General features: G+C 67.3%; 22 protein-coding genes and 1 pseudogene. 19 read left to right on the top strand and 4 right to left on the bottom strand.

Features of this window, described 5'->3' with window-relative positions:
• Window positions 1-108: 108 nt before the first annotated feature.
• Window positions 109-444, bottom strand: a complete 336-nt coding sequence (locus EJK15_RS74710) for a hypothetical protein (RefSeq protein WP_240777146.1) — start codon at window positions 442-444, stop codon at window positions 109-111.
• Between the two features lie 50 nt (window positions 445-494).
• On the opposite strand from EJK15_RS74710, the gene EJK15_RS22695 reads away from it, so the two are divergent.
• Window positions 495-698: a hypothetical protein gene (locus EJK15_RS22695; protein ID WP_138712470.1), complete on the top strand. Its 204-nt coding sequence runs from the start codon at window positions 495-497 to the stop codon at window positions 696-698.
• A 126-nt stretch (window positions 699-824) separates the two neighbouring features.
• On the opposite strand, the gene EJK15_RS22690 is transcribed toward EJK15_RS22695, so the two are convergent.
• On the bottom strand, window positions 825-1,973 hold the full coding sequence (locus tag EJK15_RS22690) for a glycoside hydrolase family 43 protein (protein ID WP_206061046.1): 1,149 nt from the start codon (window positions 1,971-1,973) through the stop codon (window positions 825-827).
• A gap of 239 nt (window positions 1,974-2,212) precedes the next feature.
• Here EJK15_RS22690 and EJK15_RS22685 point away from each other — a divergent pair, with 239 nt between their 5' ends.
• From EJK15_RS22685 to hisD, 6 genes are all read left to right on the top strand, one after another.
• Complete coding sequence (locus tag EJK15_RS22685; protein ID WP_138712469.1) at window positions 2,213-4,675, top strand: hypothetical protein; 2,463 nt, start codon at window positions 2,213-2,215, stop codon at window positions 4,673-4,675.
• A gap of 10 nt (window positions 4,676-4,685) precedes the next feature.
• Window positions 4,686-6,809 (top strand): FG-GAP-like repeat-containing protein, encoded by a 2,124-nt coding sequence (locus EJK15_RS22680; RefSeq protein WP_138712468.1) that lies wholly within the window; start codon window positions 4,686-4,688, stop codon window positions 6,807-6,809.
• A 189-nt stretch (window positions 6,810-6,998) separates the two neighbouring features.
• Window positions 6,999-8,333: an ABC transporter substrate-binding protein gene (locus EJK15_RS22675; RefSeq protein WP_138712467.1), complete on the top strand. Its 1,335-nt coding sequence runs from the start codon at window positions 6,999-7,001 to the stop codon at window positions 8,331-8,333.
• 12 nt (window positions 8,334-8,345) lie between these two features.
• Window positions 8,346-9,224 (top strand): carbohydrate ABC transporter permease, encoded by an 879-nt coding sequence (locus EJK15_RS22670; RefSeq protein WP_138712466.1) that lies wholly within the window; start codon window positions 8,346-8,348, stop codon window positions 9,222-9,224.
• The gene (locus tag EJK15_RS22665) at window positions 9,205-10,059 is read left to right on the top strand and encodes a carbohydrate ABC transporter permease (protein ID WP_138712465.1); all 855 of its coding nucleotides are present in this window, start codon (window positions 9,205-9,207) and stop codon (window positions 10,057-10,059) included. Before EJK15_RS22670 ends, EJK15_RS22665 begins: the two co-directional genes overlap by 20 nt.
• Before the next feature lie 50 nt (window positions 10,060-10,109).
• The gene (gene hisD / locus EJK15_RS22660) at window positions 10,110-11,354 is read left to right on the top strand and encodes a histidinol dehydrogenase (RefSeq protein ID WP_138712464.1); all 1,245 of its coding nucleotides are present in this window, start codon (window positions 10,110-10,112) and stop codon (window positions 11,352-11,354) included.
• Window positions 11,355-11,387: 33 nt separating this feature from the next.
• Here hisD and EJK15_RS22655 read toward each other — a convergent pair whose 3' ends face one another.
• Window positions 11,388-11,777 (bottom strand): RidA family protein, encoded by a 390-nt coding sequence (locus EJK15_RS22655; protein ID WP_138712463.1) that lies wholly within the window; start codon window positions 11,775-11,777, stop codon window positions 11,388-11,390.
• Window positions 11,778-11,908: 131 nt separating this feature from the next.
• Here EJK15_RS22655 and EJK15_RS22650 point away from each other — a divergent pair, with 131 nt between their 5' ends.
• The 9 genes from EJK15_RS22650 (at window position 11,909) to EJK15_RS22610 (ending at window position 20,588) form a co-directional block, all read left to right on the top strand.
• Window positions 11,909-13,018 carry a mandelate racemase/muconate lactonizing enzyme family protein gene (locus EJK15_RS22650; RefSeq protein ID WP_206061045.1) on the top strand — a complete coding sequence of 370 codons (1,110 nt, stop codon included), beginning with the start codon at window positions 11,909-11,911 and terminating at the stop codon, window positions 13,016-13,018.
• Window positions 13,019-13,142: 124 nt separating this feature from the next.
• Window positions 13,143-13,934, top strand: a complete 792-nt coding sequence (locus EJK15_RS22645) for an IclR family transcriptional regulator (protein ID WP_138712462.1) — start codon at window positions 13,143-13,145, stop codon at window positions 13,932-13,934.
• A gap of 89 nt (window positions 13,935-14,023) precedes the next feature.
• A complete protein-coding gene (locus EJK15_RS22640; RefSeq protein WP_138712461.1) occupies window positions 14,024-14,983 on the top strand; it encodes a Gfo/Idh/MocA family protein in 960 nt (319 codons plus the stop codon).
• Window positions 14,980-15,684, top strand: coding sequence for a creatininase family protein (locus EJK15_RS22635; RefSeq protein WP_138712460.1), 705 nt, complete (start codon window positions 14,980-14,982; stop codon window positions 15,682-15,684). Before EJK15_RS22640 ends, EJK15_RS22635 begins: the two co-directional genes overlap by 4 nt.
• Complete coding sequence (locus EJK15_RS22630) at window positions 15,681-16,445, top strand: amidohydrolase family protein (RefSeq protein WP_138712459.1); 765 nt, start codon at window positions 15,681-15,683, stop codon at window positions 16,443-16,445. The genes EJK15_RS22635 and EJK15_RS22630 overlap by 4 nt, the downstream gene beginning before the upstream one ends.
• Window positions 16,442-17,317, top strand: coding sequence for an amidohydrolase family protein (locus EJK15_RS22625; protein ID WP_138712458.1), 876 nt, complete (start codon window positions 16,442-16,444; stop codon window positions 17,315-17,317). Before EJK15_RS22630 ends, EJK15_RS22625 begins: the two co-directional genes overlap by 4 nt.
• Window positions 17,314-18,042: an amidohydrolase family protein gene (locus EJK15_RS22620; protein WP_138712457.1), complete on the top strand. Its 729-nt coding sequence runs from the start codon at window positions 17,314-17,316 to the stop codon at window positions 18,040-18,042. Before EJK15_RS22625 ends, EJK15_RS22620 begins: the two co-directional genes overlap by 4 nt.
• A gap of 51 nt (window positions 18,043-18,093) precedes the next feature.
• The gene (locus EJK15_RS22615) at window positions 18,094-19,044 is read left to right on the top strand and encodes a dihydrodipicolinate synthase family protein (RefSeq protein WP_138712456.1); all 951 of its coding nucleotides are present in this window, start codon (window positions 18,094-18,096) and stop codon (window positions 19,042-19,044) included.
• 635 nt (window positions 19,045-19,679) lie between these two features.
• Window positions 19,680-20,588 carry a helix-turn-helix transcriptional regulator gene (locus EJK15_RS22610; protein ID WP_206061044.1) on the top strand — a complete coding sequence of 303 codons (909 nt, stop codon included), beginning with the start codon at window positions 19,680-19,682 and terminating at the stop codon, window positions 20,586-20,588.
• A 92-nt stretch (window positions 20,589-20,680) separates the two neighbouring features.
• On the opposite strand, the pseudogene EJK15_RS22605 reads toward EJK15_RS22610, so the two are convergent.
• Window positions 20,681-20,922 (bottom strand): annotated as a pseudogene (locus EJK15_RS22605) (transposase family protein); the annotation flags it as partial.
• 58 nt (window positions 20,923-20,980) lie between these two features.
• Between EJK15_RS22605 and EJK15_RS22600 the strand changes: the two are divergent.
• The 3 genes from EJK15_RS22600 (at window position 20,981) to EJK15_RS22595 (ending at window position 23,144) form a co-directional block, all read left to right on the top strand.
• On the top strand, window positions 20,981-21,418 hold the full coding sequence (locus EJK15_RS22600) for an RNA-dependent RNA polymerase family protein (RefSeq protein WP_206061043.1): 438 nt from the start codon (window positions 20,981-20,983) through the stop codon (window positions 21,416-21,418).
• 92 nt (window positions 21,419-21,510) lie between these two features.
• Window positions 21,511-22,041, top strand: coding sequence for a transposase family protein (locus tag EJK15_RS72905; protein WP_206061042.1), 531 nt, complete (start codon window positions 21,511-21,513; stop codon window positions 22,039-22,041).
• Window positions 21,984-23,144 (top strand): transposase, encoded by a 1,161-nt coding sequence (locus EJK15_RS22595; protein WP_206061041.1) that lies wholly within the window; start codon window positions 21,984-21,986, stop codon window positions 23,142-23,144. Before EJK15_RS72905 ends, EJK15_RS22595 begins: the two co-directional genes overlap by 58 nt.
• Window positions 23,145-23,192 lie beyond the last annotated feature (48 nt).

Here is a 23,192-nt window from a genome sequence, read left to right as displayed (position 1 = left end):
TGACCAAGGCGCTGCAGTGCCCCTGGCTGTTCGCGCCGCGGGACACCGCTGTCGCTGCGACTGCGGATGATGCACGGATCGACCAACCTCCGGTCTGTCGTGGGGTGATCAGGTGCGCGGCCAGATGGCGGTGCGGGCGCTCAGGGCCGGGGCCTCCTGGCGGAGGAGCTCGACGAAGGCGTCCACCGGCGGAGCCGACACGCGTCCCGCCCGGCGGTACAGGCGGATCTCCCGCCGCAGCCGCTCCAGCTCTGACATCCGCGCCCCTTCAGGAACCATCAGCAGCCCCGACAGCTCCCGCCGCAACGACGCATGACGCGCCACCGTCGCGTACAAGCGCTCGTCGGCCTGCTCCCGGACGCTGGCCACCAGACGTTCCAGCACCGTCGCCCCAGGCAGCAGCACCCGGTGCCGCCGCAGCCACGCCACCGACTGATCGAACAACGCCGTCGGCCCCTCAGCACGCGTCCACGCCCGGCCGTGCAGGAACGTCCGTGACCAGGAGACTGCCCCCTTTCGGCGTTACTGGTTACCACCCCTACCTGAGCGACATCCGCCAATCGGCCGGGGATACGGTGGCGGCGGCCCGGGTTCGGCGGCAGGCGCTGGAGCTGATCGGGGAACTGGACCTGCTGAATGCGGATCTACTGCGGCTCAGGGCGCTCCAACCGTTGAACGGGTTGACCCCTGCCCTCTGACCTTCCCACAGTGAGTTCTCGGTGCGGTGGCGGGCTCACCGGACACCCGGTGAGCCCGCCGTTGACCCGGCCGCGTCATGCCCGCATGCGCCCAACAGCGTGCGAGTCAGGCGCCGCTCAACAGTTTCAGATGAACATCGGGTTGACGGGGTCGGTGAATCCGTCGCCGATGATGACGGAATTGCCGTAGGGCATCGCGGAGAAGCCCGTGTCGTTGTGCCAGGCACGGATCTGACCGTCGGACTGAACGAGGGCGAGCTCGGCGCGGCCATCCCCGTCCAGGGATGATCTGCGGCTGCCGCCTTGTACCGGGAGGTCGTTCACCCAGGAAAGATCGATCGAGTACAGGTGCCGTGCGCCGTTGACCCAGCCGTGAAAGACGACCTTGTCGCCCCCTGTCAGGCCGGTGGCCGCCGTCACGACATCCGCGCCTCCCGGGCCGCACACCCCTGTGTTGGCCGTCGTCATCAGCGGCGAACCTGCGCGAGTCCAGGGGCCGTTCAGGCTGGTGGCGGTGGCGTAGGACGTGAGGTATCCGCAGCCGCCGTAATCACCGCCCGAGTAGAACAGGACGAACCGGCCGCCGCGCTGCACGATGTCCGGCGCCTCGATCACCTGGCCCACCGGCGCGGAGATCAACGCGGTGGCTGAGCCGACAAGTGTCGTTCCGTTGTTCGCCGTTCTGCTCAGCCATAACGTACTGGCACTCGAGATCGCGTTGCCATCGTTCTTCCAGAGCAGGTAGCGCGTGCCGTCCGCGGCGACGAAGGTGTTCGCATCGATCGCGCCGCCCATCGCGAGCGGGCACAGCAGGGGTCCGCCACCCGACGGGGTGAACGGGCCGAGCGGGTTGGTGGCCGTGGCCACGCCGATGCACTGCCGCCCGGAAGCGCTGTGCCAGGCGGTGTAGGTCATGGTCAGCGTGCCGTCGGTGTTGGCATGGACGTCGGGCGCCCAGGTCCGGCCGGCCCGTGCCCAGCTCGGTGACGGGCCGCCGGGCATCGCGTCGCCGCGTACCGTCCAAGGCCCGTCGATCGTCGGTGCGCTCGCCACCGGGACGTGGGCGGAGTTGTTGGTGGCGTAGGCGTACCAGGTGCTCCCGACCCGAACGACGTCCGGGTCGGGGAAGTCCTGCGCGACAAGCTTCTTCGGTATCTCCAGCGGCCCGGACGCGGCGGCCGCTGAGCCGGGACGGGCCGGCCACAAGGCCAGGAGAGCCATGGCGAGCACAACCATGACGGTGCCGCCACGCCGAGCGGGCGATGGGGGGGACATCGCATCTCCTTCACTCTCACACTATCTTCGATATTTAGAAGATAGTTCTCTATATGAGAGTAATTGTGGCAAGCCCTCCGGGCAACCATTGTCTTCAGCCGGTGCCGGGGGCTAGATTTCTCTCATATGGAAGATATAAATTCTAAATGCCGAAGATAGAGGCTCGCAGATCATGCACGAACTGATCGGCTGCGCTGGAGCCTCAGTTTGCACCCCCACCCTCGTCCGGAGGAGATCCCATGTCCCGTCTCGCCCGTAGACGCTTCTTATCGCTGGCCGGTGGCGCCACCGCGGGCAGCGTGCTGGCCACCTCAGGCGCGTACGCCGGTCCCTCTGAAGCCGGTCCCTCTGAATCGGTGGCGGCCGTCCCGTCCACCGGCACTCCCGAACCGAATCTGACCATCGCTCGATCCTGGTGGGCGCCGCAGCGCCAGGAGTGGACCCCCATAGGGTGGAAGGGGCATCTGTTCCGGTTCAACGTGTTCTACAACGGCATGCTGATGTGCGAGCCGGGGCCGGCCTGGTCCACCAAGGACAACGTGATGAAGTACCAGGGGCAGGGCATGCAGTTGCAGTTCCTGCCGCCTGACTTCCACGGCGGGTTTCCCGCGCCGGTGACGCAGAAACGGTACATGTGGCAGGACGATCTCGGCATCGGCGAGCAGGGCTGGTGGCAGGAGACGGCGGCCCCGGTGCTGTGGACCCGGTGGCGGTTACCGCAAGGAGTGATCGTCCGGCAGTCCGTCTTCGGCCACTTGGGCGGAGGCGGGGACTACGAGCGGGAGACCGACCCGCTGTACGCGTGGGTGCGGCTCGAGATCGAAAGCGTGGACCCGCTCCGGGCACCGCAGAAACTCCCGTTCGTGGTGCGGATGTCGCGACGGCACGTGTTCTTCCGGGACGGGTACGCCGACGAGAACGGTGTGACACTCGAATACGATCCGGTACAGGCGGCGTTGCCCGGCCGGATGCGGCTGGCCCCGATCTACAACCCGGGCGGCCAACCGCGCGAAGTACGCATCCAGCACCTGGACAACACCATCCGCCTGGGCACCGCGCTCCTACGGCCCGATCAGGCGACGTTCGAAGAGACCCCGGCCGAACGTGTCTACGACCTCAAGCTCACCCTGGACGTCCAGAGCGGTTCGCACATTGACCTGCTGGTGGCCATGAGGCCACAGGCCCGCGCCGAGTTCGATCGCGAGCTGGCGCTCGGGTGGGACGGAGCACTCGCCGAGGCGAACGCCTACTGGTCGGCCACGGCCGACAAAGGGGCGACCATTCACACGCCCGAGCCGTACATCAACGAGGCTCTGCGACGGTTCGTCGAACTCACCGAGATCGTCGGTGAGAAGAGCCCGGAAACAGGAGACCACACGCTGCTCACCGGCTCGTTCGGCTACGACGTGCTGTGGGCCACCCCCACCTCGATGGTCTTCCACATGTTGCTCGACCCCTTGGGCCGACACGGCATCGCGCGCAAGCATCTGCGGCTGTTCAAATCCACGCAGGGCACCAGGAAGCCGCCAGGCTCGGCCTACCAGCTCCATCCCGGCTATCTGGGTTCACCCGCACACCTGCGGGCCTTCGACTGGTTGTCGGACCACGGGGCCATCCTGCAGAGCATCGCGAACCACGCGCTGCTCAGTGGTGACAAGGCCTTCATCGACGAATGGCTCGACGTCATCGTCAAGGCTTGCGACTTCGTCAAGGACTCCTGCGAGAACACCGACCACGACGGTGTCCATGGTTTGATGCCCAAGGCGGTCGCCACCGACGAACTGCTCGAAACGCAGGGGATCTGGTCCCAGGCCTGGTGCTACAAGGGGCTGGCCACAGCGGTCCGGCTCCTGCGGCGGGTCGAACATCCGCGGGCGAGCGAGCTGGACGCCGCTCGCAAGGCGTTCAAGGATGCCCTGGTCAAGGCTTACCGCGAGTTGATGAAGGGGGCCCCGACCTGGCGGCACCCCGACGGGTCCGCACAGCCCGTCCCCAAGGCCGACTTCACCGACCGGCCCTTCCACATCTTTCAGGACGCGTTCCTTCTGGACGGCGGCCCGCTGTTCTTCGTGTGGGCGGGGGTGTTCGACGCCGACGACCCGCTGATGCGCTCACACCTGGACTTCTTCCGCGTCGGTCCCAACACCCAGCTGTGGGATGTCCGCTCCAATCCCATTCACCGTGCTGTGCTGCTTCACGAGGTCTCCAGTTGCGAGCCCTGCTACAGCTGGAACCTGTCGCACACGTGGCGGGCCGGTGACCGTCCCCGCTTTCTCGAAGGGCTCTACAGCCTGGCGGTCGCCGGACTGTCGCCGCAGACCTTCGTCTCCAACGAGCACCGTCACGGCATGCAGGGCCAGCTGTCGACCTCCGCGCTGGTCACCTGGCATCTTCTCAAGGCGGTGGTCGACGATGCGCTCAAGGACGACGAACTCCACCTCCTGCGTCTGTGCCCGTTGCCCTGGCTGAGCGAGCGGGAGGAGACCGTCTTCGACGGCATTCCGACCCAGTACGGCCCGGCCGACCTGCGGTTCCGTCTCGGGCGCAAAGGACGGACGCTCGACGTCACGTTCCGGGCGAAGTGGCGCTGGCGCACTCGGCCTCGTGTGCTCCTGCACGTCCCACCGTTGCCCGGGCTCAAGACGATCAATGTCAACGGCCACGCTCGGACTGCGTCGCCCGGCTCCACCATCGTTCTGTGAGGAGATCGTCGTGCGCAGATCCCTACCACAAGCGGTCATGGCGGTTCTGGTCTGCCTGACCACGCTCGCCGTCCCGGCGCGCTCCTCCGCGGCCAGGACCGGCGCGGTCGCCCCAGGAGATCTCGTCGCCCGTGACAGCGCCGGCCAGCTCTGGATCCACCCGTACACGGGCGACCCTGTCCGGCCATGGACCGAAGAGAGCCGACGGCCGGTGGCGGGCGCCTGGCAGGCGCCGGACCTTCTACAGCTGTCGGACATCTCGCTCGACGGGATGCCGGATCTCTTCACCCGGACCCCGGGCGACGGCTCGGTGGGCTATCACCCGACCCGCGACGGGGCCGCTTGGGCACCCGATGCCAGGGTGCTCGGCATGTACGGCTGGAACGGGGTGGCCTCGGCCCTGGTGGAGGACGTCGACCGGGACGGCCGGCCCGATCTGCTCGCCCGGCAGGCCGGCGGAAACCTCAGGGTATGGCCGCATGACGGCAACACGACCGCGAGCCCCTGGCTGACGGTGCCGCCGTACGACATCGCCGAAGGACTTGAACGGACCGACGTCGTCCGCTTCGGCGACCTGACCGGTGACGGACTTCGTGACCTGGTGATCCGCGAGGACGACGGTTCGCTGTGGGTGCTGCCTCACCCAGGTGTCGCAGCGGCCGCGACCGCCGGGGAGGAGCCTGTTCGTCCAGCGAAACGGGAGACGCTGTGGCGCTGGAGCAAGAAGGTCAAGATGCGCGCCGAGCGGCGGATGTCCACGCTCGCGGCTGATCCGGCCAGCCCGTACGGGCTCGGCACGACCTGGGCCGACGACGTGCGACTCGATGTGCAGGACCTCAACGGTGACAGGCTGGGCGACCTCGTGGCCACCGACGCGGCGGGCGACCTGCGGATCTACTACCACAACGGTGCTCCGGCCGGCGAGAATCCCTGGCCGGTCGGCATTCGGGTAGGGGGCTGGGCGGCCGGCTACCACCTTCTCGCCATCAATCCGCCGCAGTCGGCCGCCGCGACGTTGCGGATCGAGCCCCGGTCGGCCACCGTGGACGCGGGGGCCACGGCCGCCTTCCGCGCCACCTTGCTCGCCAACGGTACGAGCCGGGACGTGACCGCCGAGGTGACCTGGTCGACCTCGGACACCGGGGTCGCCGTCATCTCCACCGGCGGGGTGGCCACCGCCGTCGCGAAGGGCGGCGCCGCTGTGCTCGCGACCATCGCCGGGGCGAGCGCGGGCGTGGCCGCGCTCCTGGTGGGCGATGACGATCCCGGAGGTGGACCCCGGCCCGTCAAACCCGGCGACGCTGTAGGGCTGGACCGGGACGGGCGGCTCTGGCACTACCCACACTCCGGCGACCCGGCGCAACCGTGGAGTCGCACCACCAGGCAACTGGCCGGAATCGATTGGGCCGGCCCCGACGTGCTCACCCTTGGCGATGTCACGTTGGACGGTGCGATGGACCTGTTCATCCGCGATCCCGCGGGCACCGGCAGCGTCTGGTTCCACCCGCACTCCGCCGCGGATCCGGCACGGGCGTGGAGCCCGACGAGCAAGGTCTTCGGCATGAGCGGCTGGAACAACGCGGCCGCCGTGATCCTGGAGGACGTCAACGGCGACCGCCGTCCGGACCTTCTGTCCCGGATGCCGGCCGGCAATCTGCGGTTCTGGCTGCATGACGGCCGGGCCACCTCGAGCCCGTGGTTGTCGGCCGGCAACTGGTCGGACATAGCGGTGGGCCTGCAAGGTACGGACGTGGTGCGATTCGGCGAGGCGACCGGGGACGGCAAGCGCGACCTGATCATCCGGGAGGGGGACGGCTCGTTGTGGATCTTGCCTCATCCCGGCTCACCCGCCGGTCCTGGCAGTGCGCCGTTGTGGCGGTGGGACCCGGCGCGGCCGGAGTCTTCGTCGGCTTACCGTGTCGGCACCATGTGGGCGAACACCGCCCGGCTCGACGTACAGGATGTCGATGGTGACGGCCTCGGCGACCTGATCGCGACGGCGGCTTCCGGAGAGCTCGGGATCTACCGCCACAACGGTGCCGCGCTCGGCCGCAACCCCTGGACCGAGAGCACGCGGGTGCCTGGGGTGTGGACTGACGGCTTGGTCGCCTTCAGTTCGATGCCGGCCTCGTAGCGCGAGAGCGGGCGTCTCTTGGCGCCGGAGAGGACACCACCGGGCATCTCCTTGTGCGTGGTATCAGCTGGGGATACTATTTCCAAACTCTCGGAATTAGTTTCGAAATATTGAATATAACTATCCGGGGTGGTGTGGGCTCCAGGTGGCCACAACAGCCCGACGGTAGCCCGTGAACGGAGATAGATCATGAAAAAGCGGCGAATACTGGCTCTGGCGATGTGCTCGCTCCTGCTCGCCGGCTGTGCCGGCAGGCAGGAGGCCGCGAACGCCGGTCCCGCTGCCGCCGGCTGGCACGACGCCATCAAGGGCGGCAAGATCGAGGTCGGTGTGCTGTCGGCGAAGGGGACTCCCGGCCTGCGACTCCTGGAAGATCTTGCCGCCCAGTTGGGGAAGGACTACAAGGGCGCCGATATTTCGCTGACCTTCGCCAACACGCAGGCGCGGCCCGGCATCGAGCAGCGCTGGCGGGCAGGAACTCCGCCGGACGTCGACTACGGCATGTTCGACGGCACGAACCCCAGCCTGGTCGAGTGGGCGGACGACGGGGCGCTGCTCGACCTGAAGCCCTACCTGCAGCAGAACGACCCTCAGACCGGCAAGCCCTGGCTGGATCGCTTCAGCCCGACGGTCCGCGCGTTCATGTCGCACCCGAAGAGCGGGGGCGTCTACGGCGTCCCGTCCGAGTTGTCCTTGCACGTGCTGTTCTACAACGCCAAGCTGTTCAAGGACAATGCCCTCAAACCCCCGGCGACCTGGGACGATCTGATCGCCGCGAGCGACGCCCTCAAGGCCAAGGGCGTGGCGCCGATCGCGCTCACGGGGCTCTTCGAGCCGTACATGGGCATGTGGAGCGACCACCTGTGGTTGCGAACGGTCGGCTATGACAAGGCCCGCGGCGTTCTGTCCGAGGGGAAGGGGCACATCACCGAGGACCCGGGCTTCCTCAAGGGTCTGCAGATGTTGCAGGACCTGCGGGACAAGGACGCCTTTCTGCAAGGCTTCAAGGGAACCGACTTCACCGCCGCCCAGGCCCAGTTCTTCCAGGGCAAGGCGGGCATGATCCTCATGGGATCCTGGCTCGTCAGTGAGATGAAGGACGTGATCCCCAAGGACTTCCAGATCGGTGTCGTGGCCTTCCCGACGGTTCCCGGCGGCGCTGGGGACCAGAGCGCCCTGATGGCCGCCTTGCAGCAAATGTCCATCTCCGCCAAGAGCCGTAACATCCCACTGGCTCTCGAGTGGGCCCGCCGGCTGACCAGCGTGGAGACGCAGACGAGGCGTGCCCACGAGATCGGCGAAGTGTCCGCGGTCACCGGTGTGCCGAGCCCGCCCGGAATTCCCGGCATCGACCAGGTCCTCGCCTCTGCCGACGCGCTGAAGCCGCGAGCCTACGGCATCACCGAGAGCAAGGCGAGCAAGGTCGTCTACCCCGAGATCGCCCGCCTGCTGTTCGGGGAACAGGACGCCGCGCAGACTCTGGAGCGCCTCGACAAGGGGCTGCGGCGAGTGTACGGCAACTGAAGGGGGAGCCCCGTGTTCCGATCGTCCCAGCGGCGCATCGTCATCCCGTTCCTGCTCCCCGCACTGCTGCTGCTCGGGGTGTTCTACCTCTACCCTCTGGTCCGCACGGTGGGCATCTCCTTCACCGAGTGGACCAGGACCGGGTCATCCCGCTATGTCGGCCCGGCCAACTACACCAGCCTGGCCGGGGATCCGGACTACCTCAACGCGGTGAAGAACACCTTCATACTCGCCTTCGTCGGCGGATGCATGTTGTTCCCGCCGGCGATCGCGATCGCCTGGGCGCTGACCCAGCGCATCCACGGGGAGCGGCTCTTTCGCTTCGTGACCTTCGCACCGGTGGTGTTGTCGGCCGCGGTCGTGGCTCTCATGTGGAAGTTCGTGTACCACCCCACGCTCGGGCTGATCAACCCGTCGTTGAAGAGCATCGGCCTGAGTGGTCTGGCCACGGAGTGGCTCGGCAACCCGGCCAGCGCCCTGCCGGCGGTGGCGTTCACCACCGTCTGGCACGGCATCGGGATCTGGATCGTGCTGTTGTGCGCGGCCTTCGAGCGGCTGCCCAAGAGCGTGCTGGAGGCCGCCCGCGTCGAGGGCGCCGGCGAGTGGCGGCTGTTCCGGTCGGTGATGTTGCCGCTGCTGCGAGATCCGCTCCGAGTCATGCTCGTGCTCTGGGTCGTGCAGACCATACAGGCCTTCGCCTTCGTGTTCATCATGACCGGTGGCGGCCCGTTCGGCTCCACCGACGTCGTCGGCACCCTGATGTACCGGGTGGCCTTCGAACAGACCGAGTTCGGATACGCGGCGGCGATGGGCATCGCGCTGGTAGTCGTGACGCTCGTCGTCGCGCAGATTCTCAACAGGGTGCTGAAGCGTGCCTCGATCGAATACTAGGGCGCCGTTCCGGCGGCACCATCTGATCATCTATCTCCTGTTCGGGGCGATCACGTTCTCCACGGTCGCCGCGTTCGCGTGGGTGTTCAACGTCTCGATGAAGACCAACAGCGAGTTCCTGGCCACTTCCCCGTGGAGCGTCGCCAAGGACTGGAGCTGGCAGAACTACGCTGTTGCCTGGACCAACGCCGACATCGGCTCGTTCTTCGGCAACAGCGTGCTGGTGAGCGTCGCCGCCACCCTGCTGGGCGTCGTGCTGTCCGCGTTCGCGGCCTACCCGATCGCGCGCATCCCCTTCCGCTTCAGTGGGGTGGTGCTGGCGCTGTTCCTGTCCGGGCTCATGGTGCCGTGGATGGTGACCTTCATCCCGCTCTATCTGACCCTTCAGGACCTGGGACTGCTCGACACCCGGATCGGACTGATCCTGGTGTACGCGACCTACAACCTGCCGTTCAACGTCTTCGTCCTGGTCGGCTTCCTGCGCACGCTGCCGCGCGAACTGGAGGAGTCGGCGGCGGTGGACGGCGCCGGGCCGGCCCGGGCCTTCGTTCAGGTGATCCTGCCCCTGCTGACTCCCGGCCTGGCATCCGTGACGATCATCAGCTTCCTGAACAACTGGAACGAGTTCTTCTACGCGCTGGTGCTCATCCACTCACCCGAGAAGATGACGATCCCGCTCGGGCTCTTCCAGCTCGGGCAGGCTGCCGACTACGGGACCAACTGGGTCACCCTGTTCGCCGGGATGATCATCGTCGCGGTCCCGGTTCTTGTGCTGTTCGCGTTCCTGCAGAACCAGATCACCAAGGGACTCACCGCCGGCGCCCTGAAAGGCTGAACACCACTGATCTTCCTACCCCATGACCGCTCACATCCGAGGGAGAGTCCGTGAACGTCAAGGAGAGCGTCGCTTCGATCATCGACGACGTACGTGAACGCGGCGACGCCGCCGTACGCGAATTTTCCGCGCGCTTCGACGGCTGGTCACCCGAGTCGTTCCTGCTTGATCGAGAGTCGATCGACAGGATCGTCGAGCGCGTCGACGACCAGGCGCTCGAGGACATCAGGTTCGTGCAGCAGCAGGTGCGCCGGTTCGCCGAGCACCAGCGGGCATCCATGACCGACTTCGAGGTGGAGACGCTTCCTGGAGTACGGCTCGGCCAGCGTCACGTGCCGGTCACCGCCTCCGGCGCGTACGTTCCCGGCGGACGCTACCCGCTGACCGCTTCGGCGCACATGACGATCGTGACGGCCAAGGTCGCGGGTGTGTCCCGGGTCGCCGCCTGCACGCCGCCCCTGCGTGGACAGATCCCGCCCGTGACCGTCGCCGCGATGCGGATGGCCGGTGCCGATGAGATCTACGTGCTGGGCGGGGTGCACGCGGTCGCCGCGCTCGCTCTGGGAACCGAGTCCATCGCCAGGGTGAACATCCTGGCCGGCCCTGGCAACGCCTACGTGGCCGAGGCCAAGCGCCAGCTCTTCGGCGAGGTGGGCATCGACCTGTTCGCCGGGCCGACCGAGATTCTCGTCATCGCCGATGACAGCGCCGACGCGTTCGTCGTGGCCGTCGATCTGCTGAGCCAGGCCGAGCACGGACCGGATTCCCCGGCCGTGCTCATCACCACCTCGGCCCCCCTGGCCGCCGCGGTTCGCGAGTACATCGAGCAACTGCTGCCGGGCATGCCGACCCGTGACTACGCCGGACCCGCCTGGCGCGATCACGGGGAGATTCACGTGGTGGGATCGCTCGACGAGGCCTACACCCTGGCCGACCGCTATGCGTTCGAGCATGTGGAGGTCCTCACCGCCGAACCCCGCAAGGCCTTGGACGCCATGCGCGATTACGGGGCGCTGTTCCTCGGCGAGAAGACCTGCGTGTCCTTCGGGGACAAAGTGATCGGCACCAACCACGTCCTGCCGACGCGGGGAGCCGCCCGGTACACCGGCGGCCTGTGGGTCGGCAAGTTCCTGAAGACCGTCACCTATCAGGAGGTGACGGATCCGGCTGCCAGCGCGATGCTGGGCGAGGTCTGCGGGCGGGCATCACGGGTGGAGCTCTTCGAAGGCCACGCCCGTTCCGGCGATGTCCGGGCGGCGAAGTACGGCGAGGCCCAGTTGACCTGGAAGCCGTGACGGCCGCACAGGCGCGCCGGACGCGGTCCTCCGTCAAGCGGCCGGGTTTCTTCTGGCCAGGACGTCGATCTCGACCAGAATGTCGCCGAGGCTGGACCCGGCTGTGGTCCGTACGGGATAGGGCGGGTCGAAGAACTCGGGGAAGACCGCGTCGAAGCCCTCCCAGTCCCGATCGGCATCGGCGAGGTGCGCGGTCACCTTCACCACATCCTGCATGCCACACCCCGCCGCTTCAAGCGCGGCCATGACATTGCGCAGCGTCTGGCGGGTCTGTTCCTGGATGTCCTCGCCCACGATCGTGCGGCTGACGGGGTCGACCGGGCCAAAGCCCGCCGTCACGACGAGGTCGCCGGAAGTGACGACCTGCGAGTAGTGGCCTCGTGGAGCTGGGGCGCTCGCGGTGCTGTGCGCGGTGCGACTCATGTGATCTCACCTTGGTGTGGGGACCCACTTGTGGGGAACGGGAGGCTCCCATAATTTCATCTTCTGAATAGCGTTTCTACATTCTGAATACCGAAGAGACGTCCTTTGTAGCTCTCGGGGCGATGGAGGTCATGATGATCGCGACCGTCAAATCCGTTCACACCGCCGGGGTCAGCCTCGCCGTGCGGCCGGACCTGGTGGTGGTCGGCGCTCGGGGGGCACACGATCGTTCCGACTTCCTGCTGGTCAGGGTGGAGACCTCGGCCGGGATATCGGGCATCGGAGAGGTGAGCGCCACCTTGTCGTGGAGCGGTGAGGACGCCGTCACGGCCGAGCATGTCATCAGGCAGGTCCTGGCCCCGGCGATCATCGGTCAGCCGCTCGTGCCGGTGGCCGCATTGCAGAGCCGTATGGACCTGGCGCTCGCCGGCAATCCCTTCACCAAGGCGGGCATGTCGATCGCTCTGTGGGACGCCTACGCGCGGACGCTGGACGTTCCCTTGGCGGCCGCACTGGGCGGTCCCTTCAGGACCGAGGTGCCCATCAAGTGCTCGCTGAGCGGTGACGGCGAACGGCTACGGCGCGTGCACGCGGCCGCCCGCGCCGCCGGCTTCGCCTCGTTCAAAGTCAAGATCGGCATGGACGTCGACGCGGACAGCGAGCGGGTGGCCTTGGCGCGCGGGCTCGCCGGGCCGCAAACCCTCCTGGGCCTGGACGCCAATGGTGGCTACAGCCGCCGGGACGCCGAGCGTGCGTTGGAGCGAGTCCGTGGTCACGGCCCGGCGTTCCTGGAACAGCCGGTCGAGCCGGGAGACCTTGAGGGCATGCGCGAGCTGCGCGGCCGTGGCCTGCCCATCGTCGCCGATGAGAGCGTCTTCGGCATGGGAGACCTCGTGCACGTGGTGCGGGCCCAGGCGTGCGATGTGGTGAGCCTGTACGTGGGCAAGAGCGGAGGTCCGGAACAGGCGGTGGCCATGGGCCGGGTCGCCGAGGCGTTCGGGGTGGAGGTCCTGATCGGTTCGAACGGTGAGCTGGGGGTCGGCGCGGCGGCGCAACTGCACGTGGCCTGCGCGCTTCCCCGTCTGTGTGAGGACATCCCCTCCGACATCATCGGTGCGTATTACTACGATGAGGACGTGCTCGCCGCACCTCTGGACTCCGACGGAGTGCGCGTCCGCCTGCCGGATGCGCCCGGGCTGGGCGTGGAGCTCCAGGAGGATGTGCGGGAGCTGCTGCGTTAGCGAGTCCATCCCGAGCGAGTCGCGTCGCGGAAGTGTGGACCATGAGCTTCGAGATATGGTACTTATCTACGAATTATCGAATCTCGGACCGCGTTCGAGGTCGCTCGCGTTTTACACTTGCGCCATGTCCACCGCCAAGAGCTCCGACCGTGATCCGTCTCCTTCCGCGGGTCGCACGCTCACAGTGCTCGAAGCGCTCGTCGCCGCCAACGGTGGTCTCACTCTGACCGCCCTGGCCAGGAAGACCGGCATTCCCATGGCGACCTGCGCTTCCATCGTCTACACCCTGGAGCTTCGCGGTTACGCCTCCCGCCGAGTCGTCGGGCGCAGTCATTTCTGGCAGGCCACGCTCGCACTGTACGGCCTGGCGGTACAACTGACCCGGAAGGCCGACCTGGCCACCATCGCCCAACGCGAGATGCAGGAGCTCGCCGAACGGCTGGACATGCCGGTGCACATCGGCGTACTCAACGGGGCCAGCGTGGTGTACGTGGCGAAGGCCGCCTCGCCCGGCATCATCCAGTTCGACACTTATCCGGGAAAGGTGTCGCCTTTCAACCTCACCGCCCTGGGCAAGGCGATCGCCGCCTTCCTGTCGGAAGAGGAACTGGAGCCGCTCCTGTCGCGGATGAAGCCGGCCACCGGCCCCAAGGCGCCCACGGGAGGGGTGGAGACGTTCAAGGCTCAGCTCGTCGAGATCCGGAGCCGGCGATTCGCAGTGGAGGACGAGGAGGAAGAGGCGAGGGTCGGCTGTGTCGCCGTACCGTTCTTCGACGCCCAGGGCAAGGTGGCGGGCGCGGTGGGGGTGACCGGTTTCGCCAAGGACCTGACCGCGGCCGTTACTCGCAAGGCCAAGGAGGGGTTGACCCAGCTGGCCGACCACATCTCTCGCCATCTCGGCGCCCAGGCCCCGTAGGCGACCCTTGTCGGGACAGATAGTCGAGAGTAGTCTATCCAATATAGCGAAACTATCTTCAAAATATCGAAGATTGGAGTGATAGGGACATGACGCGGGTGGCACTGGTCGGTCTGGGGGACATCGGGATGACGGCGCATCTCCCCGCGCTGACCAGGCATCCAGAGGTCACGATCGCCTGCCTCGTGGACCCCTCACCCGATCGCCGCAAGGTGGCCGGCGACGCGTTCCGTACGGAAGCGTCAGTCGATGACGCGATCGCGGCACACAAGATCGACGCGTTCGTGCTGGCCACGCCGCCCTGGGTGACCTCTGACCTGGCCGCACGCCTGCTGGCCGAAGACTGGTTCGTCCTGGCGGAGAAGCCGATCACCAACGCCGGCGCCTTCCAGAACCTGACCACCGCACAGCGGCGGCGCCTGCAGGTCGGGCTGACCTATCGGCACGATCCGGCGCTGGCCCGGTTGCGAGAGTGGATCAAGGGCGGCCGGCTGGGCGCCCGTCTCCTCGTCCGGGCCCACATCTACGACGAGGTCCGCCGTCCCGCGGACAAGGCGCACGCCCGGCGTATCGAGGCGACCCTCGCCCACGGGGCGCCGGTGATCCATGAGGGCTCGCACCTCTTCGACTGGCTCGCGTTCCTGATCGGCGGGGTGCCGGACATCTGCGACGCGTGGTCGATGCCCACCCGCGATGGTCTGGCGGCCGCCAACCTCATCGGAGCGAGGCTGCGCTACCCGGACGGCACCCAGGTTCTCGCCGAGTTCGGCTGGCTGACGGAGGCGCTGCCGCCCTGTGAGATCACTGTGCTGGGCGACCTCGGAACAGCCACGCTGCGGCTGGACACCTTCGAGCTCGAGTTGCGCGACGCGAAAGGCACGGAGAACGTGAGCTTCCCCGTCGATCGCGTCACGCGGTGCTTCGATCTCCAGCTCAGCCGATTCGTCGACCTGGTGCGCGGACGAGAGCTCCACCCACACCCGGATCTGAACGACGGGCTTCAGGCCATGCGGGTGAGCGAAGCGGTGTTCCGGCGGGCCGCCGCATGACGGCGTACAAGTGGGCTGATCTCGATCGAGAGACGTTGCGATCGCTGCTTCCCGGGGCCGTCGTGGTGATCGCCGTGGGAGCGGTCGAGCAGCACGGCCCGCACCTTCCCACCGGCACCGATTCCCTCATCGCGGGGGTGGTGACCGAACGGGCCGCCGATCGAGCCGGCGTGCCCGTGATCGTCGCGCCTGCCATCGTCGTCGGGGCCTCGGACCACCACCTGCCCTTCGGCGGCACCATCTCGTTGCGCCCCACGACCCTCTTGGCTCTCATCGGCGACGTACTGAACTGCCTGGCCGCCGCGGGAGCCAGAAAGGTGCTCCTCGTCAACGGGCACGGCGGAAACTCGGGGCTCTGCCATGCGGCGGCTTCGGAAGCCTCGTCCAGGCTCGGCATAGCGGTGGGCCACCTCGACTACTGGCACCTGCTCCCGGCGGCTCCCGGGCACGCGGGCGAGTTCGAGACCGGTCTGGTCCGCGTCATCGCTCCCCATCTCGTAGGCGAGGTGAAGCCCAGGAACGCGCCCGCGGTGCCGTACCAGGTCGAGGGCATCACGATGCACAGCCCCGAGATCTGGGCGGCCATCGACGGGTTCACCGACGACCCGAGCCAGGCTGAGGTCGCACGCTCGCGGGAAAGGCTCGACCACATCATCGCCGCTCTCAGTACCTGTATGCGCGAATTCGAGAGGTCATCTTGATCGACTTTCATACGCACGCGCCCGCCTGGCACACGGCGAGCTGGCTCAGCGGAGCCGGCTTCGACACGGGTGATTTCGTGGCCTTCCTGGATTCGGCGGGCATCGATCGTGCGGTCGTGCTGAGTCACGACGGGCTGTTCAACCCGACTCCGGAGGCCAACGACGAACTCGCCGCGTTCGTCGGCGCCTGCCCGGAGCGACTGGTCGGCCTCGGCACGGTGAGCCCGCGACGGCCGGGCGCGCTGGAGGAGGCGGAGCGCCTGCTCACCGTCCTCGGGCTGCGTGGACTCAAGCTCCATCCGTGGCTCCAGGGCTTCAGCCCGCACGAGCTCGCTCTGGATCCCATCTGCGAGACGGTCGGCGCGGCCGGCGGGATCGTGCTCTCGCACGACGGCACACCGCCTTATTCCACTCCGGCGCAGATCGCGGCGTTGGCCAGGCGCCACCCGAGGGTCGCCTTCGTCCTTGGGCACGGAGGGTTGCACGATTGCTGGCGCGAGGCTCTGGCCTGCACCCAGGAGACGCCCAACCTCTTCCTGTGCATCTGCGGAACGCCGCCGTACGCCGCACGCCGGATCCTTCAGCAGGCGCCGCCCGACCGGGTGCTGTTCGGGTCGGACGCCGGGCTGTCGCAACGCGCCAGCCAGGATTACGCGGTCGCCCGGGTGCTCGAGCTCGACGGCTGGGGAATCACCGATGAACAGCGCGAGGCGATGCTCGACGACAACCCGCGCCGGCTCCTCAGCGGAGAGTGGTCATGATCGTCGATGTGCACACGCATACCCCGACGCACCGGGATGTCGTGCCACCGCAGGAGGAGCGCTCCTTCGACGGATGGCGCACCGACCGGGCGGTGACCACCACCAACACGTGGAAGGACTACGACCAGGCCACTCTCGCGGCGGACGTGTCCATCGTCTTCAACATCGCCGTTCCCGATCCGGAACTCATGACCGGCCTGCCGTACGCTCCGGAGAGGACCAACGACGCCACGGCGGAATTCGCCGCGGCCGGCCTAGGACGCCGGATCGGGTTCATGTCGGTGAACCCGACGGATCCCGGTGCCCTCGACGAAGCCGAACGTTGCATGGACCTCGGTCTGGTCGGCGTCAAGCTGGGGCCCAACTACCAGGACTTCGACCCGCTCGGGGAACCGGCGTTGCGGTTCTACGACTTCTGCGAGCGGCGCGGCCTGCCGATCCTCTTTCACCAAGGTGCCTCACCCATCCGGCATGCCCCGCTGCGCTACACCTATCCGCTGGTGACCGATGAGATCGCGCTGCGGCACCCCGAGCTGAGGATCGTGATGGCGCACATGGGCCATCCGTGGGGGCGGGAGACCGTGGTCACGATTCGCAAGCATCCCCATGTGTACGCGGATGTGTCATCGATCTATCTGCGGCCCTGGGTGTGTTACGAGTCCCTCGTCGCGGCGGTCGAGTGGAACGTGACGAACAAGTTGATGCTCGGGTCCGACTTCCCGATCGCGACCACTGACGAGGCCATCGACGGGATCGGGCGGGTCAACGACATTGTTGATGGTACCCGCATGCCCCGTGTTCCCGACGAGGTCATCGACCAGATCGTCCACATGGATGCGCTCTCCGCGCTCGGACTCACGAGGACGCGATGATCATAGACGCCCATGTCAGGATCGGACAGTGCAGGGAAGCCGCGCTGACCGTCCCCGACCTGCTCACCTCGATGGACCGCCTCGGCATCGACCGCTGTCTCGTCGCCCCCGACGAACGGGCCACCGCAGTCGACAACCGGCGCGGGAACGACCTGACGACCCAGGCCGCCATGATCTCGGAGGGGCGCCTCATCGCCTACGCGGTCGCCAACCCGTGGTTCGGCGACGCCGCGGTCGACGAACTGCGCCGCGCACGGGACAACGGTGCCCGCGCCCTGGCCGTCGACCCGGTGCTCCAGGGCTTCGATCTGCTCGACGGCCTGCTCGATCCGCTGCTGCGGTTCGCCGCGGATGCGGGCTGGCCCGTGTACGTACGCACCGGAACCCCGCCCACCGCGTTGCCGTTGCCGCTGGCCCTGCTCTGCGGACGGTATCCAGAAGTGTCATTCCTCATGGGGCGAAGTGGTGCCACCGACTTCTGGATCGACGCCGTTCCGGCCCTCCTCCGGGCGCCGAATCTCTTCGCCGACACCTGCTACGCCCCCTGGGACACCGTCCTGACGGACTTCGGCTCCCATCCCGATATCGGCCCGGCCCGTGTGTTCTTCTCGACGGATTCACCCTACACGGTCCCGGCGGCCGAGCTGAAGCGCGTGATCGACTGGCCGCTCAGCGATTGCGAGCGGGCCGCGGTCATGGGCGGCGTGATCCAGGGACTCCTCTAGCCCTTTTATGCCTGGTATATCGAAGATTAATCTGTAATTCGGAAGGAAATCATGACTCTGACCCAGACGTCGATCGGTGATGCCTCCGTGCTGGTCCGCGGTGTGTCGCCAGTTCTCGAGGTGCCGTTCACCTGGCGGGGCGAGATCGACGTGCCGGGGTTCCGGCGCGTAGTCCGGCACGTGCTGGGCACCGGAGTGACGAGCGTCATGTTCCCCGGCTTCGCCTCGGAGTTCCATAAGCTCTCCGATGCTGAGCGACGGGAACTCACCTCGGTGCTGCTCGCGGAGACGCGCGAGCGTCCTGATGTTGCCGCGATCATCGCGATCCAGGACCACGCCACGCTCCTCGCCGCGTCGAGGGCTCGCGAGGTCGTGGCCGCCGGAGCAGACCTGATCAACCTCCTGCCGCCACACTTCCTGCGGCCTTCGCGGCAGGCCGTCCTGGCCCACGTGCGGGCCGTCGCCGAAGCCGTCGCCCCCATTCCGGTGGTCCTGCAGTACGCCCCCTCCGAGACCGGGACGAGCCTGAACGCGAAGAGCATCGTGGCCATTGCGCGCGATCTTCCGAACCTCAAGCTCGTGAAGGTCGAATCAAGCCCGCCCGGGCGGCTCATCGAGGAACTGGGCAACGAGCGCCCACCGATGCTCGCGGTCGAAGGCTACGCGGGGGTCCAGTTGCCGGACGCCATCAGACGGGGAGCCGTGGGCACCCAGCCCGGCTGCTCCTTCGTGGAGATCTACCTCGAAATCTGGCGCCTGTTCGCCGGGAACGAGGAGGCCGCGGGCGAGGCGCTGTACCGACGGCTCCTTCCGTACATCTCCTACTGGATGCTCGACACCGAGCTCATCATCGCGACGGAAAAGCTGATCTCAGTACGGCGAGGTCTCATCGACAGCCCCTACTGCCGCGCACCGGCCCACGTCCTGGACACCCAGGAGATCCAGATGGTCGACCGCTTCATCGAGGAGTTCGCCAGCCTTCTCCCATCCATCGCCTTCTAGTACTTTGTTAGGCCGTTGATGGCAGGTGGCGTCTACTCGTGGACGGACCGGCCTTCCGCCGGCGGCCCGCTACCCCTGGCGCGCCCCGGCCCCACCTGAACCTCGAGAGACAACTTCTGCCCCACGTTCCTCGTCGACGCCTTGATCGGCCGGCTTGAGGGGTGCGGCAACGTCTACACGCGGCAAGCCAAGAAGAGCCCACACCTACCTACGTTGACAGAGGATCGATGAGCGAATCTGGACGCGTTCGATTGCTAGTCGCGCAAGGACTTGTTCTTCCAATCGGCCTGACGGCGTTGACTGGGTGCATACCCATCCTCGGCGAGCCCCATCCCCGGCCTGTCGCGATGGGTCGTACGGACGAAGGGCGATTCAGATCCGTGGTTCCGCTGTGTGACGGCGAGAGGGTCTCTTTCATCGAGGCAGAGGAGCACCAGACGAGACGTCTGGTGTGGAAAGCGTCGCAACCGGCTCGGCCAGAAGTACGGAACGGGGCGATCGTCTTTGGAGACGTAGACGGATTCTCCCATCAGCAGACGCCGCCGCTGGAGCCGCTGCCGCCGAGCATCAGTTGGTCAAGTAATGGATGAAACGGCCTCCCCCCGAGGCGATGAACGAGTGCGATGGACGGATCCGTGGAACTGCTGGAATACCGAAAGCTCATCAAGGTGCTGGAGCAGGTGGCCGGGACTCGAAAGGGGGAGCTCTATCCGGCGTTGGCCGAGGCCTTGGCCGTCCATCTCGGGTGGATCGACGCGTTCGTGGCCGAGAACCCCGCGTATCTGGCGCTGGGAAGCGATGGCGAGGAGCAGTACCTCACCATGTTCCGGCCGGACTTCGTGGAGGAATACGCCGAGCGCTGGCGCTGGAACAATCCGTTCGCCTCGCGCGACGGGGTCGCCTGCCTGACCCGCCACGGTGTGGCGACCCTCGGACAGCTCCGCCTGCGGGCGACCGATCTGGAGCGGGACTTCGCCGACAAATTCCTACGTGGCCACGGCATCGACGACATGCTGAAGATCGTCATCAGGTCCCGGGCAACGGGCGCGGTCCGCACGCTGGGGGTGCCGTTCGACGGCGCGCGGCGCGCCGTCGAACCGGAAGACCGGCTGATGGCAGCCACGCTGGGCCGGTTGCTGAGCCCGTACTTCGATACGGACCTCGCGCCGGCCTACTCTGCCGAACTCGGTGAGCCCAGTGCCCCATCGACCTCCGCGGCACTTCGACGCGCGCGCCGCTTCTGCGAAGAGCACGCCGCCGAACCGATCACCCTGAGAGACATCGCCACTGCGGCAAGGGTGAGCGTCCGTACCCTTCAATCGGGCTTCTGCGAACACCTGCAGACAACGCCCATGGGCTATCTGCGCGCTGTACGGCTGGCCCGGGCTCACGCCGATCTTCTCCACATCGCAGCGACAGGCAGCCGGACAACTGTTACAGAGGTGGCGCTCCGCTGGGGTTTCGTGCATCTAGGCCGGTTCGCCGCCTTCTACCGCCAGACCTACGGTCACGCCCCCTCCGTCACACGGCGAGGACGATCATAGAGGCGACGCTTGAGGCTGTGAGCTGTTGGGTGGCGGTGGGGCGTCCCCAGGCACCAACCGGGATGAAAAATTTCAGTGAATGCTTTTCATCCTCACGCTGCCTGCGCAACTCGGTGATTCTGAAGGACGGCGACGGCCTTGCACAGGTGGCCGGCCTTGCTGGGGCTGCAGCGAGCTTGCGGAGGATTCCCCAGCTCTTGAGCTGGGCGTTTGCGCGTTCACCGGGTCCGCGAAGGCGGGCATGTGAGCGGTTGGCCCGTTTCTGGGACTCGGGCTTGCCCTTGCCCTTGCCCTTGTACGGAGTGATGACCGGGCCCTCGGCCCCCTGGTACGCCTACACTCGAGGAAAGCGCAGGGCGCATAACCCTGCCTACACCCAGGTCTCGCGACAGATGGCACGGGCCCGCCACCGCAGCGACCGTGCCGAAGTCCGCCACCTGCGCAAGCAGCAGCGCCTCCTGCCCAGCGCCGATCCTCGCGATCCGGTCTACGGCGGTTGCGCTACTGCCGCTACGCAGACGACCAGATCCCTCGGATTCACCGGTCCCAAAGCCGAGGCCGAGCAGATCAAGGCCCGCCTGACCCAGTTCCTGCACGACGACCTCAAGCTGGACCTGTCGGCGGGCAAGACACTGATCACCCACGCCCGCACCGGGGCGGCCCGCTTCCTCGGCTACGACATCACCGTCTGGCACGCCGATCCTGTCATGAAACTTGAGCCCAGCCGGGCAGGCGGCGGGCTCTGGCGATCTTTGTGTGGTGCCGTCACAGACGGTGGCCGGGACGTTGATGCAGGGGCTGATCGCAATCGTGTAACTGGCCACGTATAGATGCGGCCGCTCCGTGAGGATCTTGTTCGACCAAGAATTTGATCATCACCTGAGCGGCCGCGAGGTTCATTGTGCCCTGTGCGCAGCATGCGGTGGCGGGCGATGCCTGCTGCCTGCGGATGTTCTTCCCCCACCTGGCCGAACTCCTCGTCGAGGAGGTGACCGATCACGGGGACTACGTGCTGGTCACGGCGCATACCGAGGGCGGGCCGGCGCCCTGCCGGGCGTGCGGCACATTCTCCTCGCGGGTGCATGGCCGCTACCGCCGGCTGCTGCATGATCTGCCCGCTGCGGGCCGCCCGGTCCTGATCGCGCTCACGGTCCGCCGCCTGACCTGCCAGAACCCGGCGTGCCCGGTCCGGACGTTCGCCGAACCGGTGCCCGGTCTCACCCGGCGCTACGCCCGCCGCACAAAACTGCTGCGCCGGCTGCTGGAGCTGATGGCGCTGGCACTGGCTGGGCGCGCCGCCTCCCGGCTGCTTGAGCGACTCGGCGTACGCGTCGGCCGGGACACGCTGATCGGTCTGGTCCGCGCCCTGCCCGATCCCGAGATCGGCCAGTCACCGTGCTCGGGGTCGACGATTTCTCCAAGAAACGCGGGCACTCTTACGCCACCGTGCTGATCGACATGGACACCCACCAGCCCATCGATGTGCTGGACGACCGGACCGCCGACGCCCTGGAGCAGTGGTTACGCGACCATCCCGGCGTCCGCGTGATCTGCAGAGACCGGGCCGGAGCCTATGCGGCAGGGGCCAAAGCCGGGGCACCCGAGGCGATTCACATTGCTGATCGCTTCCATCTCTGGCGGAACCTCTGCGACGCGGTCGAGAAGACCGTCATCGCCTGCCGCGCCGACCTGCGTGAACCCGACGCCGATGACGCTGAACCCGCCCGCGAGGAACCCGGCGACCAGCAGCTCGACAACGCGCTCCCGCCAGAGCCGATGCCAGATCAGCCATCGGACGAGGAATGCCCGCTCATCGTCCGGACTCGTGAACGCTACACCGCGGTGCACGACCTGGTGGCCAAGGACTGGACGATCTCGGCGATCGCACGCAAGCTGCGGCTGTCCCGGCCCACCGTCCGCAGGTTCGCCCGCGCCGCGTCGGTGGAGGACCTGCTGGCCAAGGCGACCGGACGGTCCGACCTGCTCACTCCCTACCTGCCCTATCTGATCCAGCGGTTCAACGACGGCTGCACCGACGCCGCCCGCCTCACCCGCGAGATCCAAGCGCAGGGATATCGCGGCAGTCCACAGACCGTCCGCCGCTATCTGCACCCGCTGCGGTCCTCAGCCACCGCAGCTCACACACCCTCCTCGGCCCCGACCATCCGCGAGGTCACCCGGTGGATCACCCGCCGCCCCGACCGGCTCATCCCGGACGAGCAGGCCAGACTCGCCGACCTACGGGCTCGCAGCCCCCGCCTGGACGCCACCGCCGGCCACGTCGCCGCCTTCGCCCAGATGATGACCACGCTGACCGGTACGGCCGAGACCCTGCAAGCGTGGATGGCGGCCGTCGACGCCGATGACCTGCCCGCCCTGCACTCCTTCACCCACGGCATCCGCCGCGACCTGGACGCCGTCGTCAACGGTCTCACCCTGCCCCACAGCTCAGGCGCAGTCGAGGGCAACGTGACGAGAGTCAAGGCGCTCAAGAGAAGCCGATACGGCCGAGCCAACTTCGACCTTCTCCGGAAAATCATCCTCTGCGCCCACTGAACTTGCTCACGATCCGTGACGCCGCCACACAAAGATCGCCAGAACCAG

Origin of the sequence: Nonomuraea basaltis (assembly GCF_005893125.1) — a bacterium.
Taxonomy (GTDB): Bacteria; Actinomycetota; Actinomycetes; order Streptosporangiales; family Streptosporangiaceae; genus Nonomuraea; species Nonomuraea basaltis.
This window is presented reverse-complemented; position numbering and strand designations above follow the sequence as displayed.